The following is a 14184-nucleotide window of genomic DNA, read 5'->3' as shown; positions in this document are numbered from 1 at the left end:
GGTGTTGCGCGTGAGCGCAACCGGCTGGGACTGCTGATGCGGACTGGAACGTGGTGGGCGTCGTTTGAAGCCAATTCCAAAAGCGGGAATTGTCTTCAAATCGAGCCTTGTCCTAAGCGGCAAAGCCGCCAAGGACAATTTCACCACTGAGCCGCGCAGTCCCAGCCGGTTGCTAGGCAGAATTGAGCCTATCTGCAATCGATACGAAGGATTTGACGAAGTGGTTTTGCAAGCTAGAGGTCAAAACAATCGCCCTTTTCTGGTGGTACAGCAATGCCAACGGATTCCAGAAATCTGGGATTGGTTCTTGAACCTGCGCTTGATTGCAGGTGTGCGGGGTCTGGATGTGGACGCAACCGCCTCAGGACGTTTGTCGTGGCTGGAACGCGGTGGGCGTCGTTTGAAGCCAATCCGCAAAGTGCGCGGCTTGTCTTCAAATCGAGCCTTATTCTAAGCGATAAATCGCTAAGAATAATCTCACCGCTGAGCCACACGTCCTGAGGCGGTTGCTAGGCAGAATTGAGCCTATCTGTAATCGAGGCGAAGGATTTGACGAAGTGGTTTTGCAAGCTAGAGGTCAAAACAATCGCCAACTGTTTTGGTGGTACTGCAATGTCAACAGATTCGGGGGCATAGGTCGGTACATTTCGGATAGTGGCGCCAACTTTATCTAACTTATTTAAACGGATTTTGGTTGGAAACCGACCGATCCAGCTGGTTCATCAAGAACTTGCCTCAGTTCATCAGACAGACTTCACTGGTGTCACCAATTTAAAGCTGGTGACCACTAACAACGGTCATCAACTGCGTGGTTCCCCATCAATTTACCATAGCTTGCTGGCCGACGTGAGTGCTCAAACGGCTGCTATAACGTTGAGCGGCTGGAGCGGAGAAATTCGGGGTGAGATCGCCGTGAAATTGTCCTTGGCGGCTTTGCCGCTTAGGACAAGGCCTGATTTTGAGACAAGCCGCGCACTTTGCGGATTGGCTCAAAACAGCGCCCACAGCGAGCTCACCCCGAATTTCGCAGCGCAAGCTGCGGCCAACCTACTTTTTCAACCTACTGCCGCAGATAGTTTTCCCGTGAGAAGCCGGGACGGTGTATACTGAAGAGAGAAATTCAGTGAGAGTGGGGACCGCGATGGAAATCAGATTATTGCGCTATTTTTGGACAGTGGCAACAGAACAAAACATCACCCAGGCAGCGCAAGCGCTACATATCACCCAACCAACGTTGAGCCGCCAAATCCACGAGCTGGAGGAAGAAGTCGGCGCGCCGCTCTTTGACCGCCAACATCATCGCTTGACCCTGACCCAAGAAGGTTTATTTTTGAAAGAACGGGCCGCCGAAATCTTACAGCTCGACCAACAATTAGAGCAGGCCTTGGCGCAAAAACGCCAACGTCAGCTAAGCGGACACTTCACCATCGGCTGTGTGGAAGCGGACAATTCCGACACGTTGGCGCTAATGCTTGAGGAATTGGTCAATGATTATCCGGCGGTCCATTTCGACTTGCTGTCAGCGACCAGTGATGAAATCAGCGATCGTTTGGAGAAGGGGCTGCTGGATCTGGCTATTTTGCTGGAGCCAGTGCCAACGGAAAATTTCATCACGCTGACCTTACCGCGAGAAGAGCGCTGGGGCTTGTTGGTTTCAAAGCATAATTTTCTGGCGCAACAAGCGGAGATCCGGCCGGACGATCTGCTGGGCACACCGCTACTTTGTTCCAGTCGCGCGCCGGTGCAGCAGTTGCTCAGTGATTTCGCCGGAGTGCCCGCTGACCAGTTGAATGTGGTGGGGACTTATAATCTGATTTTCAATGTTTTCTCCTTGGTGGCCAACGAGGTGGGCGCGGCGGTGACCATCGAAGGCGCGGTGAGCAATCGGTTGGGCGCGGATCTGCGCTTCATTCCCTTGGCGCCCACGGTCAAAACGCATTGCGTGCTGGCTTGGAAACAGCGTCTGCACACGCCGGTGGTGGCCGAATTGATTCGCCGGTTTCAGCATGCCTTCCAAGCATCCCCAACTCAAAAATAAGCATTGGTCAATTTACCGGGCCCGTTGTACGATGATCTCATCGACGACGGGCCTTTTTCGAAACGTGTTCGCCGACCTAGCTTCTTGCGCTTAGCTACGCAACTATTCCGGAGGCACAAACCAGCCTCCAAAATAGTTGCTAGGCTAATGCTCAGAAGCTGACCAGGTCGGCTCTCACTCTGCTAATAGTCAAAGGTCCCCGGTCAAGGAGGTGGCCCATGGCGCCATTGATTTTATATTTTTCTCATCCGGGCGAGAATTTCGTGGCCGGGAAAGTTCGTCCGCTGACCGTGGGCAACACCGCGGTTTTGGCAAAAATGCTTGGTCAAAAAGTTGGCGGGACCTTGCAGGCGTTGTTGCCGGTGACGCCGTACCCGCTGGTGTACCAAGAAACCGTGACGCGTAGCAAAACTGAATTGACGCAGTCGACCGCGGTCGCTTGGCAGCCCTTGGCCCAAGAACCGCGCCCAGCTCAACCGATATTTCTCGGTTTCCCCATTTGGTGGGGGACCTTGCCAGTGATCGTCAGTGATTATCTGCGCAGCCATGATTGGGCCGGTCAGCTGATTTATCCTTTTTGCACCCATGAAGGCAGCGGCGGTGGCGACACCGCGCGGCAGTTGACGCAACTCTGCGCCGGCGCCCAGCTCCATCCAGCACTAATCGTTCGCGGCAGTCGCGCGGCCCAAGCCGATCTGCCGCTGACCAACTGGCTGGCCGCCAACTATGACGATCCCAGCTGGTCATGGCGCGCGCCCACCCCTGACCGCCTTCGCTAAAAGCGGTTCGGTGCCAGTCGGTCGAGAGTCGCGCCAATCAGGAGAGCGACTAGCGCTACCACAGGCGCTGCAACTAAAAAAGCCGGCCAATGAGCCATCAGGCAAATCCGGGTCAATCCAGGTGGTAATCCAGGTTGCAATCCAGCCAGCGGCACAACCAGCGCAACAACTAGCAATCAGTCCAATTGGCAATCATTGCAGTGAAATTTTGGAGGTTTTATTATGGTAAAAAACGAAGCAGTTCAAAACGGTACGATTTTCCCCCGCGGCGCCAAAAATGACGCTTACGCTCAATATTTTACCGGTCAAAGCTATTTAGCCAGTCTGGTCGCGGATCCCGCCATCAATGTTGGCGTCGGCAACGTGACCTTTGAGCCCGGCTGCCGGAATCACTGGCACATTCATCATCATGGTTATCAGATCCTTCTGGTGACCGGTGGCGAAGGCTGGTATCAAGAAGCGGGTCAGCCCGCGCGGCGTTTGCATCCCGGCGATGTGGTCGTCACTCATGATGGCGTCAAGCACTGGCATGGCGCGACTAAGGACAGCTGGTTCGCGCATGTGGCGATCACCACTGGCACGCCGGAATGGTTGGAAGCCGTTTCTGATGCGGAGTATGACGCATTGCCTGACTAGGAGTGTGGCATTGGTTTGGAATAGCTAGTTTCTCTTCATGATCTTGCGCTTGATGGCAGGGGTGCTGGGCTTAGTGGTGACGCAACCGCCTCAGGACGTTTGTCGTGGCTGGAACGCGGTGGGCATCGTTTGAAGCCAATTCCAAAAGCGGGAATTGTCTTCAAATCGAGCCTTATTCTAAGCGATAAATCGCTAAGAATAATCTCACCGCTGAGCCACACGTCCTGAGGCGGTTGCTAGGCAGCATCGAGCCGATCTGCTATCAAAGCTGGATATTCGACGAAGTGGTTTTGCAAGGTAGAGGTCAAATCAATCGCCCACTTTTGAGGTGGTACGGCTATGCCAACGGATTTGGAGTAGGAGACCGGTGTAATTCGTGTAGGCTGAACATCTCTACTTGTTTCCTGAACAATTCTTGGGTGAAGAACGACCGATTCAGTTGATTCAGAAAAATTTTGTCCTAGTTCATCAGACAGACTGCACTGGTGTCACCAATTCAAAGCTGGTGACCACTAACCACGGTCGTCAATTGCGTGGCTCCCCATCAATTGGCAATAGCTTGCCGGTTGGCGTGTGTGCTCAAACGCCTGTTAAAACGTTGAGCGGCTGGAGCGGAGAAATTCGGGGTGAGATCGCCGTGAAATTGTCCTTGGCGGCTCTGCCGCTTAGGACAAGGCCTGATTTTGAGACAAGCCGCGCACTTTGCGGATTGGCTCAAAACAGCGCCCACAGCGAGCTCACCCCGAATTTCGCAGCGCAAGCTGCGGCCATCATACTTTTAACCAGCCACAGCCACATTAATCAATTTATCGAGTCACCAATAATCAAGGAGGAAAAACAATGAGTAAGAAACAAACAGCAGGTCGCGATATCCTAGGTGATTTTGCCCCTAAATTCGCAGAATTAAATGACGATGTCTTGTTCGGTGAAGTCTGGTCCCGCGAGGCGGAAATGTCTGCTCATGACCGCAGCTTGATCACGTGCGCGGCCTTGTTAGCCATGGGCGCGCCGCAATTAGCCGCCCATCTGAAAATCGCCAAGCAAAACGGCGTCACGAAGCAAGAAGTCGTCGAGTTGATCACACATCTGGCGTTCTACGCCGGCTGGCCCAAGGCTTGGTCAGCGTTCGATCTGGCCAAGCAGGTCTACGGAGACGCTGAATAGGCGCCGCCAGTGACGCTAACCGATCATCCAAAAACCTGTGAACTTTGAGCGCGTCCATTTCAGATGGCAACGCGGCAATCTGTTCACAGGTTTTTTTCGACCATTAGTTAAGGAAAAGAGTTAAGCAAAAGCCGATAAATGCGACTTTCTCGCTTATTTGATGTACGGTCAATTGAATCGCGTGCAACGGCCGGTCCCGCCCAAGCGTGTTCCAGCACATCAGGCCAATTGTTCCGGTGTCACCAATTTGAAAATTAAAACCATTAACCACGGTCGTCAATTACGTGGCTCTCCGTCAATTAGCGACAGCTTGCCGGATGGCGTGAGTGCTCAAACGACTGTTATAACGTTGAGCGGCTGGAGCGGAGAAATTCGGGGTGAGATCGCCGTGAAATTGTCCTTGGCGGCTTTGCCGCTTAGGACAAGGCTCAGCTTTGAGATTTTCGGCGCCCTTCCGAAAAGCTCAAAGTGATGCCCACAGCGAGCTCACCCCGAATTTCGCAGCGCAAGCTGCGGGCATCATACTTTTACCAGCGCCCGTGTGCTAAACTATCAAGTAGAGGTGAGCCATCATGATGCACGACGACCGAACCGCGCAACAACAGGCGTGGGACGAATTCGCCCCGGATTATTACGCCGCGGAACAAGCCAGCCAGCTGGCGTACGTCCCGGCGGTTTTGACATACCTCCGGCAACAACACCTGTTACCGCCGGCCGAAACCGCCTTGCTGGATCTTGGCGGCGGCACGGGGTGCTTCGCCTTGCCGCTGGTTCAACAGGGGCAAACTGTGGCGGTGGCGGATTTTTCCACGGCGATGTTGACCATCTTGGCCCGGCGCTGGCAACACCTGCAAATGCAGCAAGCGGACCAGTCCTGGGGGCAACTGACTTGGCGGCAGACCAGTTGGCAAGAACTGGTGCGGCAGCAGGCCCGATATCCAGTTGTGTTCGCCAGTATGTTGCCTGAGGTGACGCCGGCAGCGTTGCGGCAACTGGCAAGTTTGGCGACCCAGCGGCTACTGATTTTCCGCTTAACGGCGGTGAGCGATGACTTGTTCACGCCGTTGTGGCAGCAGTTGGCGTTGCCGCCAGAACGGCCGGAAGTCGACGGGCAGCTGATGCGCAGTTATCAAACGGCCTTGGCCCAAGATTTTGCGACGGTCGCGACCAAGACCTTCGACTTCACCACAACTGAGCGCCTGGATCGCGAAGAATTGCTGACCTACTTGCAGGATTATCCCGAAATGACCGCGGCGAAATTACAGACGGCCCAGCGCGCGCTTGTGCCTCAGTTACGTCAAGGCTATTTGACGATCACGGAGCATTATCAGTTCACCTTATTAGTTGCCCAACGCGCCTGACCAGTCTGTTCGTTCGGCTAGATGAACGTTAGCGGCATGTAACGTCCCGCGGTCTGACTAGTCAATTTGACCAGCTGTCTATTCTTTTTGTAAAAACGGTCTCATTTCTAGTGAAATCGTGTTATATTTAGAGTATCATTGCTTTTGGCTTGGTGCGACTTAGCTTCAGATCTCGGCTCAATTAGTGGACTGGGCGGCGCAGGTCGAGCTTCGCGTTTCAATTGTGTTTCAGTCGCGGTTCAGTCACGTGAGTTTCAATGGTGTTTCAATTGATTTTTCAGGTCAATATCGATTAATTTTGGAGGCAGAACATGGCAATCGTAGTGTTTGATTTTGGTGGAACTAGCGTCAAATATGGTTTGTGGGCAGCGGATCAACTGGCACAGCAAGGGGCTTTCACAACACCAGCAACGTGGGTGGAAATGCAAGAAAGCTTGCTGGCGACTTTCAATGAATTGAAAAGCCACGCCGATACTGTGCAAGGAGTTGCATTCTCTTTGCCAGGCGTGGTTGATAATGAAAAAGGTGAGATTCGTGGGGAAAGCGCCATTCCCTACATCCACAATTTTCCAATCAAAGCGGCCTTTTCAGAAATGTTCGGCGGATTACCAGTTGCCATGGAAAATGACGCGAACTGCGCGGCTTTAGCGGAATTATGGAAGGGCAGCGCCAAAGACGTCAATAACGCCTTGGTTATTGCTCTGGGCACTGGGATCGGTGGCTCGGTCATTTTGAATCGGCAATTGTTCCGGGGGCGCGATTTGGTCGGCGGCGAATTCGGCTATATGAAGTTGGGACCGCAATTGACTTGGAGCCAAATGGGCACCGTGGTCAACGCGGCCGCTCGCTACAATGACCAGAACCCTGGCGGTGAGCCGGTGACGGGCAAGCAATTGTTCGAATTGGCGGCGGCTGGCGATGTGTTGGCGCAAACCGAATTGAATAAATTCTACGATTATAACGCGCAGGGTTTGTTCAATTTGATTTCTAGCTTCAACCCTGATCGCATTATTTTGGCCGGCGGGGTTTCCGCGCGGAAAGATCTGCCAGGTATTTTGGCGGAGCGGGTCAGCAATCTCTTGAAATGGGCCAGCTTGACCGCGGCCACCGTGGATATTCAGACCAGTCGTTTCTCCAATGACGCCAATTTGGTCGGCGCGGTCAAGAACTTTACCGATTGGCATCCGGAAGTCACTTTGGCCTAATTTTGCCGGTTGTTTCTCGAATCGTCACCTCAGCAAAGGCGCGCTCAAGCGGTTTTGTTTCCGAAGGTTCTGTGAGATGACAAAAGTGTTAGGCTGGTGTTAGCTAAATTTCGTGCAACCAGACGTCGCCCTTGCTATAATCACCTTATCATCAGGTGATTCACGAGGGAGGCGTCTTTTTTGACGACACAAACCAGTCGACGATTGATCAATATCGTCACCGCGCTATCAATGACCGGCATTGTTGTTTTGACCGTTTATTGGTGGCAATTGGGGATTTTCCAAAATCAAACGTTGCTTCACGAATATTTGGCCCAGCGCCAAGTGGCGGGACCGTTGCTCTTTATTCTGGTCCAGATCATTCAAGTGGTCATCCCGATCATTCCTGGCGGGGTCAGCACAGCGGTGGGCGTGCTCCTATTTGGTCCGCTGGCTGGGTTCATTTACAACTACGTCGGCATCGCGATCGGTTCTTTCATTAGTTTCTTCCTGGCGCGGCATTATGGAAAAGATTTCATTTTGCACCTGATCCCGGAGAAAACATACCGAAAATATATCGACAAGACGAAAAACCAACGCTACTTCGATCGCTTCTTCGCTCTGGCCATCTTCTTACCCATGGCGCCGGACGATATTTTAGTGATGCTAGCCGGTTTGACCAAAATGACTTGGACCAAATTCGCCCTGATCATTATTCTCCTGAAACCATTTACGATTGCTGCTTACAGCTACGTTCTGCTCTATGGCAGTCAGTGGCTACTGCGATTGTTCTAGAAAAAGCGTGTTCGCTGACCTGGTTAGCGAACACGTTTTTATGATGTCCACAGCTTGCGCTGCGCGTGGCGTTGGTGGAGGGCAAGTGTGGTGGGGCTCCAGGTCGGGCTGGGGGTGGTGGAACGCGGCGGGCACGATTTTGAGCTTTTCGGAAGTGCGCCGAAAATCTCAAAACTCGGCCTTATTCTAGGCGGCAGAGCCGCCAAGAATAATATCGCGGCTGACTCACCCCCAGCCCGACCTTCCGCCGGACGGATAAACAGCCCACCAACGCCAGTGTGATCAGATCTGGACAGCTTCTGAGCAATTAGCCTAGCAACTATTTTGGAGGCGGGTTTGTGCCACCGAAATAGTTGCGTAGCTAAGCGCAAGAAGCTAGGTCGGCGAACACGTTTCAATGATATCCACGGCTTGCGCTGCGAAATTCGGGGTGAGCTCGCTGTGGGCGCTGTTTTGAGCCAATCCGCAAAGGACGCGGCTTGTCTCAAAATCAGGCCTTGTCCTAAGCGGCAAAGCCGCCAAGGACAATTTCACGGCGATCTCACCCCGAATTTCTCCGCTCCAGCCGCTCAACGTTTTAACAGCCGTTTGAGCACTCACGCCAATTGACAAGCTATGGTAAATTGATGGGGAACCACGCAAATGACGGCCGTGGTTAGTGGTCACAAGATTTAAATTGGTGACACCAGTACAGTCAGTCTGATGAACTCGGACAAGATTTTGGCGAATCAACTGAATATCGGTAAGTTTCCACCAATGGATTGTTAAGAATGCGAGTAGAGATGTTCAGCCTACGCAAAGTATCCCGGTCTCCAAATCCGAATCTGTTGGCATTGCCGTACCACCCCAAAAGTGGACGTTTGTTTGACCTCTAGCTTGCAAATGCACTTCGTCAGGTACCCAACTTCGATTGCAGATCGGCTCAATTCTGCCTAGCAACCGGCTGGGACTGCGCGGCTCAGTGGTGAAATTGTCCTTAGCGGCTTTGCCGCTTAGGACAAGGCTCGATTTGAAGCCAATTCCCGCTTTTGGAATTGGCTTCAAACGATGCCCACCACGTTCCAGTCCGCAACAGCAGTCCCAGCCGGTTGCGCTCACGCGCAACACCCAGCACACCTGCAATCAAGCGAAAGATTAGGAACAGCCGGTCATCACAAATCAGTTCAAAAAAATGGAGCAAGCAGATCAATTGATCTGGTCACTCCATTTTTAGTTGTGCCTACAATTCCGAACTAGCTGGTCAATCGCTGAAACTGTTGGGCCAAATCGCGTTGAGCCATTCGATCGCCAAGCCCGTCCAATGCGCCACGTGGGCTTCTTGATGGGCCGGCTTGCGGGCGGTGGCTTTGGTGGCCAAGGCCATGCCGTGGGGACCGTGATGGAATAGGTGATATTCCACCGGCAGATCCATTTTGACCAAAGTCGTGACATAATCCAAGGCGTTCAACGGCGGAACGGCGCCATCTGTGACGGTATTCCAGATGAAGGTGGGGACATGTTGCGGCGTCAGCCAATTTTTCGCCACGTATAGGGCTGGGTCGGCGGCGATTTCCGGCAATTCGGCGGGGGTGTGGGGCCAGCCCATGGTCAGATCGGTGACTGGATAGCCCAAAATCAGCGCCTGACTCTTTAAAGTAGACCCAGTTAAGCCGTGCTCGCTGAGAAATTGCTGATTTTCCGGCAGGTCCGCCAACAAACTGGCCAGTAGCCCACCAATGGAAAAGCCAGCCAGCACAGTTTTGTCATTGTCCAAATGCCACGTGGCGGCATGGTCGTGGATCACTTGCAAACCATTGGCCACGTCCACCAACGGCGCCGGCAACAGCGGCTGCTGGTCCGACCGGAAACGATAGTCCATATAAAACGTGGAGAAACCGTGATTATAAAAGGCTAGGGCAATGTTGTCATCCACATCCGCTTCAATATGGGTCAACCCACCGCCAGGAATGAAGAAGAGGATCGGCCACTGCTGCTGCAGCAAATGCGCGCCAGGTTCATGTAAGAAACCGGTCAATTGTAAGGCCTGACCGTTCCGGTGCTTGGTCGTGAAATCGTATTGAATTTTTTGCAAAGTGGTTCACTCCTTAACAAAATTTTTGCATCTTTAGTGACATTTCGAGTAAGATAGAAGACGGCTGAGAAAAGTAACCATGATTATCGCCAGTTTTTTCAGGAAATCAACAGCGGTGAAGTGGTTGAATCAAATGGGGTGGTCATTAAGATGAATGAATTGAAAGGCGGCCGAATCTGCTTGCGCCCTTTTCAAGCGGCAGATATTGACTTGATCGAAAAGCTAGGAACAACGCCACTTTATCACCAATCCGCGGGCTTTGCAATTGTCAGAAACGCGGCGGAAGTGCAACAAGTCCTGCACATTTATCAGGAAAGGCCGGAGAGTTTCGTCATTGTCCAGCAGGCGACGGGAGCGGCGATCGGGTTGGTCGAGTTGAATCAACGCGGGGTCGATCCGGCCAGCGGTTTGGATCGCACCCGTGAACTTGGGTTTATTTTGCTACAGGAATACTGGGGGCAAGGCTACATGACCGAGGCGCTGCAAGTCTTATTGGGCTGGGCTTTCCCGCAGTTAGCCTTGACCGAAGTTTGGGCCGGCCATTATGAAAATAATCAGCGCTCTGCTAGGCTTTTGCAGAAAATCGGCTTTGAATTTCGCTACGAAGTGACCCTGCCATTCAAGTTTATTGAGCAAACTCAAGAAAAATATTATTTGTTGACACCAACAAGATGGCAACGGTTACGGGAAAAAACGAACTTTTTTCCCGGATAAGCTGTGTTATACTGATTGTGAGTAAAAATTTATGGAGTGATTGGATGGCAGAGATGGATTCGTTTCAGCACCGATTGAAAGAGCTTGAAAACAACCCAGAGCTTCGCGTGATGCGAAGTACGAATAACGATTTACCTCTGGTGGATCAACATCTGGAACAATACATCGTTTACACGGATTTCCAATTTGACCAACGCCGGGAGAAAACCAACTCGATTTTTGTGTATACGCCTTGGATGAACCTGGATTCCCAGGGGCGGATCCGGACGGATTTTCAGAATCAGTTGTTGTTTGATTACGACGGTTGGCAGAAGCAAATTCATATTGCGGTTTTAGAAACTTTAGGCGCGGCGTCGAAGTTGGCCTTTTTCGATTATCAGAATCATGGCCTGGCCCAGCTGTCCATGGGGGCGTTGATCAAATTGGCCCAGCGGCTTGAGGTGACCTCGATCAACGCGTCCCTGTCTTCGTTTGATGGTGGCGATGATTTCCAACGGATCAGTTACCTCTATCAGAAGGTTGGTTTTCAGGTCAAACAACAGGATCTGACCCGCGGCTTGGCGACTTTCGAGTATCATTTGGATTAGCGACCGCGCTTGGCGGCTTTTTCAAAGCGTTGGTTTTTCCGAGACTTCAGTTTTCGGAAAAAGCCTTGTGTAGGAAGCTCATTGCTTGGATGTTTCATTTTTTAAAGCTTCGTTTTTAAGCTTTAAGCAGCTTCATTTTTCGGCAGCTTCATTTTCAGATGATTCAGATTCAGATGATCCATTTTCTCAAAGTTTCAATTTTCCGAGAAATTCCAGGGAATTGTGGGGTAGCCCTTGTTTTTTAGCGAAAAAATGATACATTTAATGTAGTAAACACGTTGAGGAGATCTTATGTCGCCTGCAGAGAGACGGTGGTTGGTGCGAACCGTCACGCGACAGCTTCCAATTTCCTAGTGGGCGGCGATGAGTCGCACGGCATGGCCGTTATTCAGTTGAGCGCAGGCAGGTTGACTGCTTGAAGTTGGGTGGTACCGCGAATGAAGTCAGTTCGTCCCTAGATAGGGAAGGACTGTTTTTTTATACCCAAAAATAGAAAGGGAGAGCGCAATGTTAGATATTAAATTGATTCGCCAGAAACCAGATTGGATCAAGGAGAAGTTGTCATCCCGTGGCGTAACCGCCGGTGAGATTGATGATTTATTGGCGTTAGACAGCACCCGCCGGGAGAAAATCGTCGCCACGGAAGCGTTGAAGAAGCAACGTAATGAGGTTTCCGCTGAGATCGCGCAGATCAAGCGGGCGAAGGGCGATGCCAGCGCGACAATCGCGGCGATGCGTCAGGTCGGCGATCAAATCAAGGCAATCGACGCTGAACTGGCTGATTTGGATAGCCAGGTCGAGTATATTTTGGTCCGGTTGCCGAACATCCCTGCCGATGACGTTCCCGTTGGTCCCAACGAAGATTACAATCAGGAAGTTCGGAAGTGGTCAACGCCGCGGGAATTCGATTTTACGCCGCAAGCGCACTGGGACTTAGGCGAGCAATTAGGCATTCTTGATTTTGAACGGGGCGCTAAAGTGGCCGGCGCGCGTTTTGTCTACTATAAAGGTCTGGGCGCCAAGTTGGAACGGGCGTTGTACAATTTCATGCTGGACGAACACGCCAAAGAAGGCTACGAAGAGGTGATCCCGCCTTATTTGGTCAACAATGAGGCGATGTTTGGTACCAGCCAATTCCCGAAATTCACCGAAGACGTTTATACGATCGTCAATGAAGGCGAACCGTTGACTTTGATCCCGACGGCGGAAGTCCCGTTGACCAACTATTATAGTCACGAAATTTTGGACGAGGCCCAATTGCCCGTTTACTTGACTGCTTTGACGCCGTGCTTCCGCTCAGAGGCTGGTAGCGCCGGCCGCGATACCCGTGGTTTGATCCGCCTGCACCAATTCAATAAGGTGGAAATGGTCAAGTATGTTAAACCGGAGGACTCCTATCAGGAGTTGGACAAGCTGACCGCTGACGCTGAAGATATTTTGCGCAAGTTGAACTTGCCATACCGGGTCATTGCCTTGGCTTCCGGCGATGCCAGCTTCTCTTCTGCCAAAACTTACGATTTGGAAGTTTGGATCCCGGCGCAAGACACGTATCGGGAAATCTCTAGCTGCTCCAACTGTACCGATTTCCAAGCTCGGCGCGCGCAGATCCGTTACCGCGACGCCGATGGCAAAGTCCAACTAGTCAATACATTGAACGGCTCTGGCTTAGCGGTCGGCCGGACCGTGGCGGCGATCCTCGAGAACTACCAGAACGCGGACGGCTCGATCACGATCCCCGATGTCCTAGTGCCCTATATGAATGGTGTCAAAACGATCCCCGCGAAATAATCGTCCCGGCGGTTGCCTGATTGCAGGCGGCGATTCGGCAATTCTGTGAATCGATGATTTAGTGATTCAACGATTTAGTGATTCAACAATTCTGCAACGAGCATCTCGGCAGAATTGCTGGCGCCTGCTATCGGGTGCTCAGCGCAGCCATTGTTATGAACGCCTCGGCCAGCGCGCCAAGCAGGTCAGTTAGTCAGCGACTAACCGACCTGCTTTTTTGTTGCTGTTTCTGCCGTCAATGATGGTCACCGTTGATTGCCGCCGCAGTGGATGGTGGAAACGCGTTGGCTAAAAATTGTTGCCGCAGTTGGTCAACTGGGACCAATCAACTAGGGGCGATCGACTAGGGCTGATCGACTGGGGCTGATCAATTGGGATCAATCAACTTGGGCCGATCAACCGGGACCGATCGACCGGGATCAATCGACTATGACTAATCACCTAGGAGCGATCGACCGGGACCATTCAACTAGAGTCAAGTGAACGAAAATGACCATCCGGGACTAATCGAACGGCACCAATCAATCAGGACTAATCGAGTCGGGTCAGTCGTGCGTTGCCGGCCGTTGTTGTGCGTCGCTAAAGGTCCACTTTCTGTAAATGATCGGGGCCAGACCGTTTTTGGTGAAAACAGGCCGAGTTTCACCATGACCAGGCCGGCCGGGCGGCGTTAGACCAATATTTTTTAAGCGCCAAGTTGGCCGAGGTTGAGTATTCACTTTCCCTATTTCATAGGTTTCTTACCGAAGAATTGGATAAACGATAAGCGCAATTTCTGGAACCGCTGCTTTTTTTCTGCTTTTTTCTGAATTTTAGTTGACGAAAGAGGTGTAAGTTGGTAAGATAGTTTGTGTTGCGAAACAGCGATTATCGAAGCGCTTCATTCATTGTTCTAACAACCTTTTCTGAAAAAGTTGTTGACAAGGAATTGACCGCGTGATAAGATATAAAAGTTGCTTTTGCGACAAGGTAGACCTTTGAAAACTGAACAAAGTTTCGATAAATGTGCAGGGTCGATAACGATTTCGGTCGTTATCTACAAAGAACATTTGCGAAGTCAATTCGCT

Annotated in this window: 18 protein-coding genes; 15 read left to right on the top strand and 3 right to left on the bottom strand. The window is 51.8% G+C overall.

The features are described from left to right. Positions 1-64 precede the first annotated feature (64 nt). The 11 genes from ACYVSB_RS12250 to ACYVSB_RS12200 all read left to right on the top strand — a co-directional run bounded on the left by ACYVSB_RS12250 (position 65) and on the right by ACYVSB_RS12200 (position 7957). Complete coding sequence (locus ACYVSB_RS12250; protein WP_461219609.1) at positions 65-454, top strand: hypothetical protein; 390 nt, start codon at positions 65-67, stop codon at positions 452-454. A 236-nt stretch (positions 455-690) separates the two neighbouring features. Continuing rightward, a complete protein-coding gene (locus tag ACYVSB_RS12245) occupies positions 691-1110 on the top strand; it encodes a hypothetical protein (RefSeq protein WP_461219608.1) in 420 nt (139 codons plus the stop codon). Positions 1111-1141: 31 nt separating this feature from the next. Beyond that, a complete protein-coding gene (locus tag ACYVSB_RS12240; RefSeq protein WP_461219607.1) occupies positions 1142-2038 on the top strand; it encodes a LysR family transcriptional regulator in 897 nt (298 codons plus the stop codon). A gap of 218 nt (positions 2039-2256) precedes the next feature. Next, positions 2257-2817, top strand: coding sequence for a flavodoxin (locus ACYVSB_RS12235; RefSeq protein ID WP_461219606.1), 561 nt, complete (start codon positions 2257-2259; stop codon positions 2815-2817). 222 nt (positions 2818-3039) lie between these two features. Further along, positions 3040-3453: a cupin domain-containing protein gene (locus ACYVSB_RS12230; protein ID WP_461219605.1), complete on the top strand. Its 414-nt coding sequence runs from the start codon at positions 3040-3042 to the stop codon at positions 3451-3453. Positions 3454-3892: 439 nt separating this feature from the next. Beyond that, on the top strand, positions 3893-4297 hold the full coding sequence (locus tag ACYVSB_RS12225; RefSeq protein WP_461219604.1) for a hypothetical protein: 405 nt from the start codon (positions 3893-3895) through the stop codon (positions 4295-4297). After that, the gene (locus tag ACYVSB_RS12220; RefSeq protein ID WP_461219603.1) at positions 4294-4617 is read left to right on the top strand and encodes a carboxymuconolactone decarboxylase family protein; all 324 of its coding nucleotides are present in this window, start codon (positions 4294-4296) and stop codon (positions 4615-4617) included. The genes ACYVSB_RS12225 and ACYVSB_RS12220 overlap by 4 nt, the downstream gene beginning before the upstream one ends. Before the next feature lie 247 nt (positions 4618-4864). Continuing rightward, complete coding sequence (locus ACYVSB_RS12215; RefSeq protein ID WP_461219602.1) at positions 4865-5089, top strand: hypothetical protein; 225 nt, start codon at positions 4865-4867, stop codon at positions 5087-5089. A gap of 103 nt (positions 5090-5192) precedes the next feature. Further along, positions 5193-5978 (top strand): class I SAM-dependent methyltransferase, encoded by a 786-nt coding sequence (locus tag ACYVSB_RS12210; protein WP_461219601.1) that lies wholly within the window; start codon positions 5193-5195, stop codon positions 5976-5978. Positions 5979-6289: 311 nt separating this feature from the next. Continuing rightward, positions 6290-7183: an ROK family protein gene (locus ACYVSB_RS12205; RefSeq protein ID WP_461219600.1), complete on the top strand. Its 894-nt coding sequence runs from the start codon at positions 6290-6292 to the stop codon at positions 7181-7183. Positions 7184-7363: 180 nt separating this feature from the next. Further along, the gene (locus ACYVSB_RS12200) at positions 7364-7957 is read left to right on the top strand and encodes a TVP38/TMEM64 family protein (RefSeq protein ID WP_225422223.1); all 594 of its coding nucleotides are present in this window, start codon (positions 7364-7366) and stop codon (positions 7955-7957) included. A gap of 375 nt (positions 7958-8332) precedes the next feature. Here the strand turns inward: ACYVSB_RS12200 and ACYVSB_RS12195 are convergent, their stop codons facing one another. From ACYVSB_RS12195 to ACYVSB_RS12185, 3 genes are all read right to left on the bottom strand, one after another. Then, positions 8333-8689 carry a hypothetical protein gene (locus ACYVSB_RS12195; RefSeq protein WP_461219599.1) on the bottom strand — a complete coding sequence of 119 codons (357 nt, stop codon included), beginning with the start codon at positions 8687-8689 and terminating at the stop codon, positions 8333-8335. A gap of 54 nt (positions 8690-8743) precedes the next feature. After that, complete coding sequence (locus ACYVSB_RS12190; RefSeq protein ID WP_461219598.1) at positions 8744-9001, bottom strand: hypothetical protein; 258 nt, start codon at positions 8999-9001, stop codon at positions 8744-8746. Between the two features lie 196 nt (positions 9002-9197). Next, positions 9198-10028, bottom strand: a complete 831-nt coding sequence (locus ACYVSB_RS12185) for a lp_1002 family arylesterase (protein ID WP_461219597.1) — start codon at positions 10026-10028, stop codon at positions 9198-9200. Positions 10029-10178: 150 nt separating this feature from the next. Between ACYVSB_RS12185 and ACYVSB_RS12180 the strand changes: the two genes are divergently transcribed. From ACYVSB_RS12180 to serS, 4 genes are all read left to right on the top strand, one after another. Further along, a complete protein-coding gene (locus ACYVSB_RS12180; RefSeq protein ID WP_125602361.1) occupies positions 10179-10742 on the top strand; it encodes a GNAT family N-acetyltransferase in 564 nt (187 codons plus the stop codon). A 44-nt stretch (positions 10743-10786) separates the two neighbouring features. Next, positions 10787-11329, top strand: a complete 543-nt coding sequence (locus ACYVSB_RS12175; protein WP_125602364.1) for a hypothetical protein — start codon at positions 10787-10789, stop codon at positions 11327-11329. Between the two features lie 85 nt (positions 11330-11414). Next, complete coding sequence (locus tag ACYVSB_RS12170) at positions 11415-11585, top strand: hypothetical protein (RefSeq protein ID WP_461219596.1); 171 nt, start codon at positions 11415-11417, stop codon at positions 11583-11585. A gap of 251 nt (positions 11586-11836) precedes the next feature. Further along, positions 11837-13117, top strand: a complete 1281-nt coding sequence (gene serS / locus ACYVSB_RS12165; RefSeq protein WP_461219595.1) for a serine--tRNA ligase — start codon at positions 11837-11839, stop codon at positions 13115-13117. Positions 13118-14184: the final 1067 nt, after the last annotated feature.

The organism is Lapidilactobacillus salsurivasis (assembly GCF_054785215.1).
This window is presented reverse-complemented; position numbering and strand designations above follow the sequence as displayed.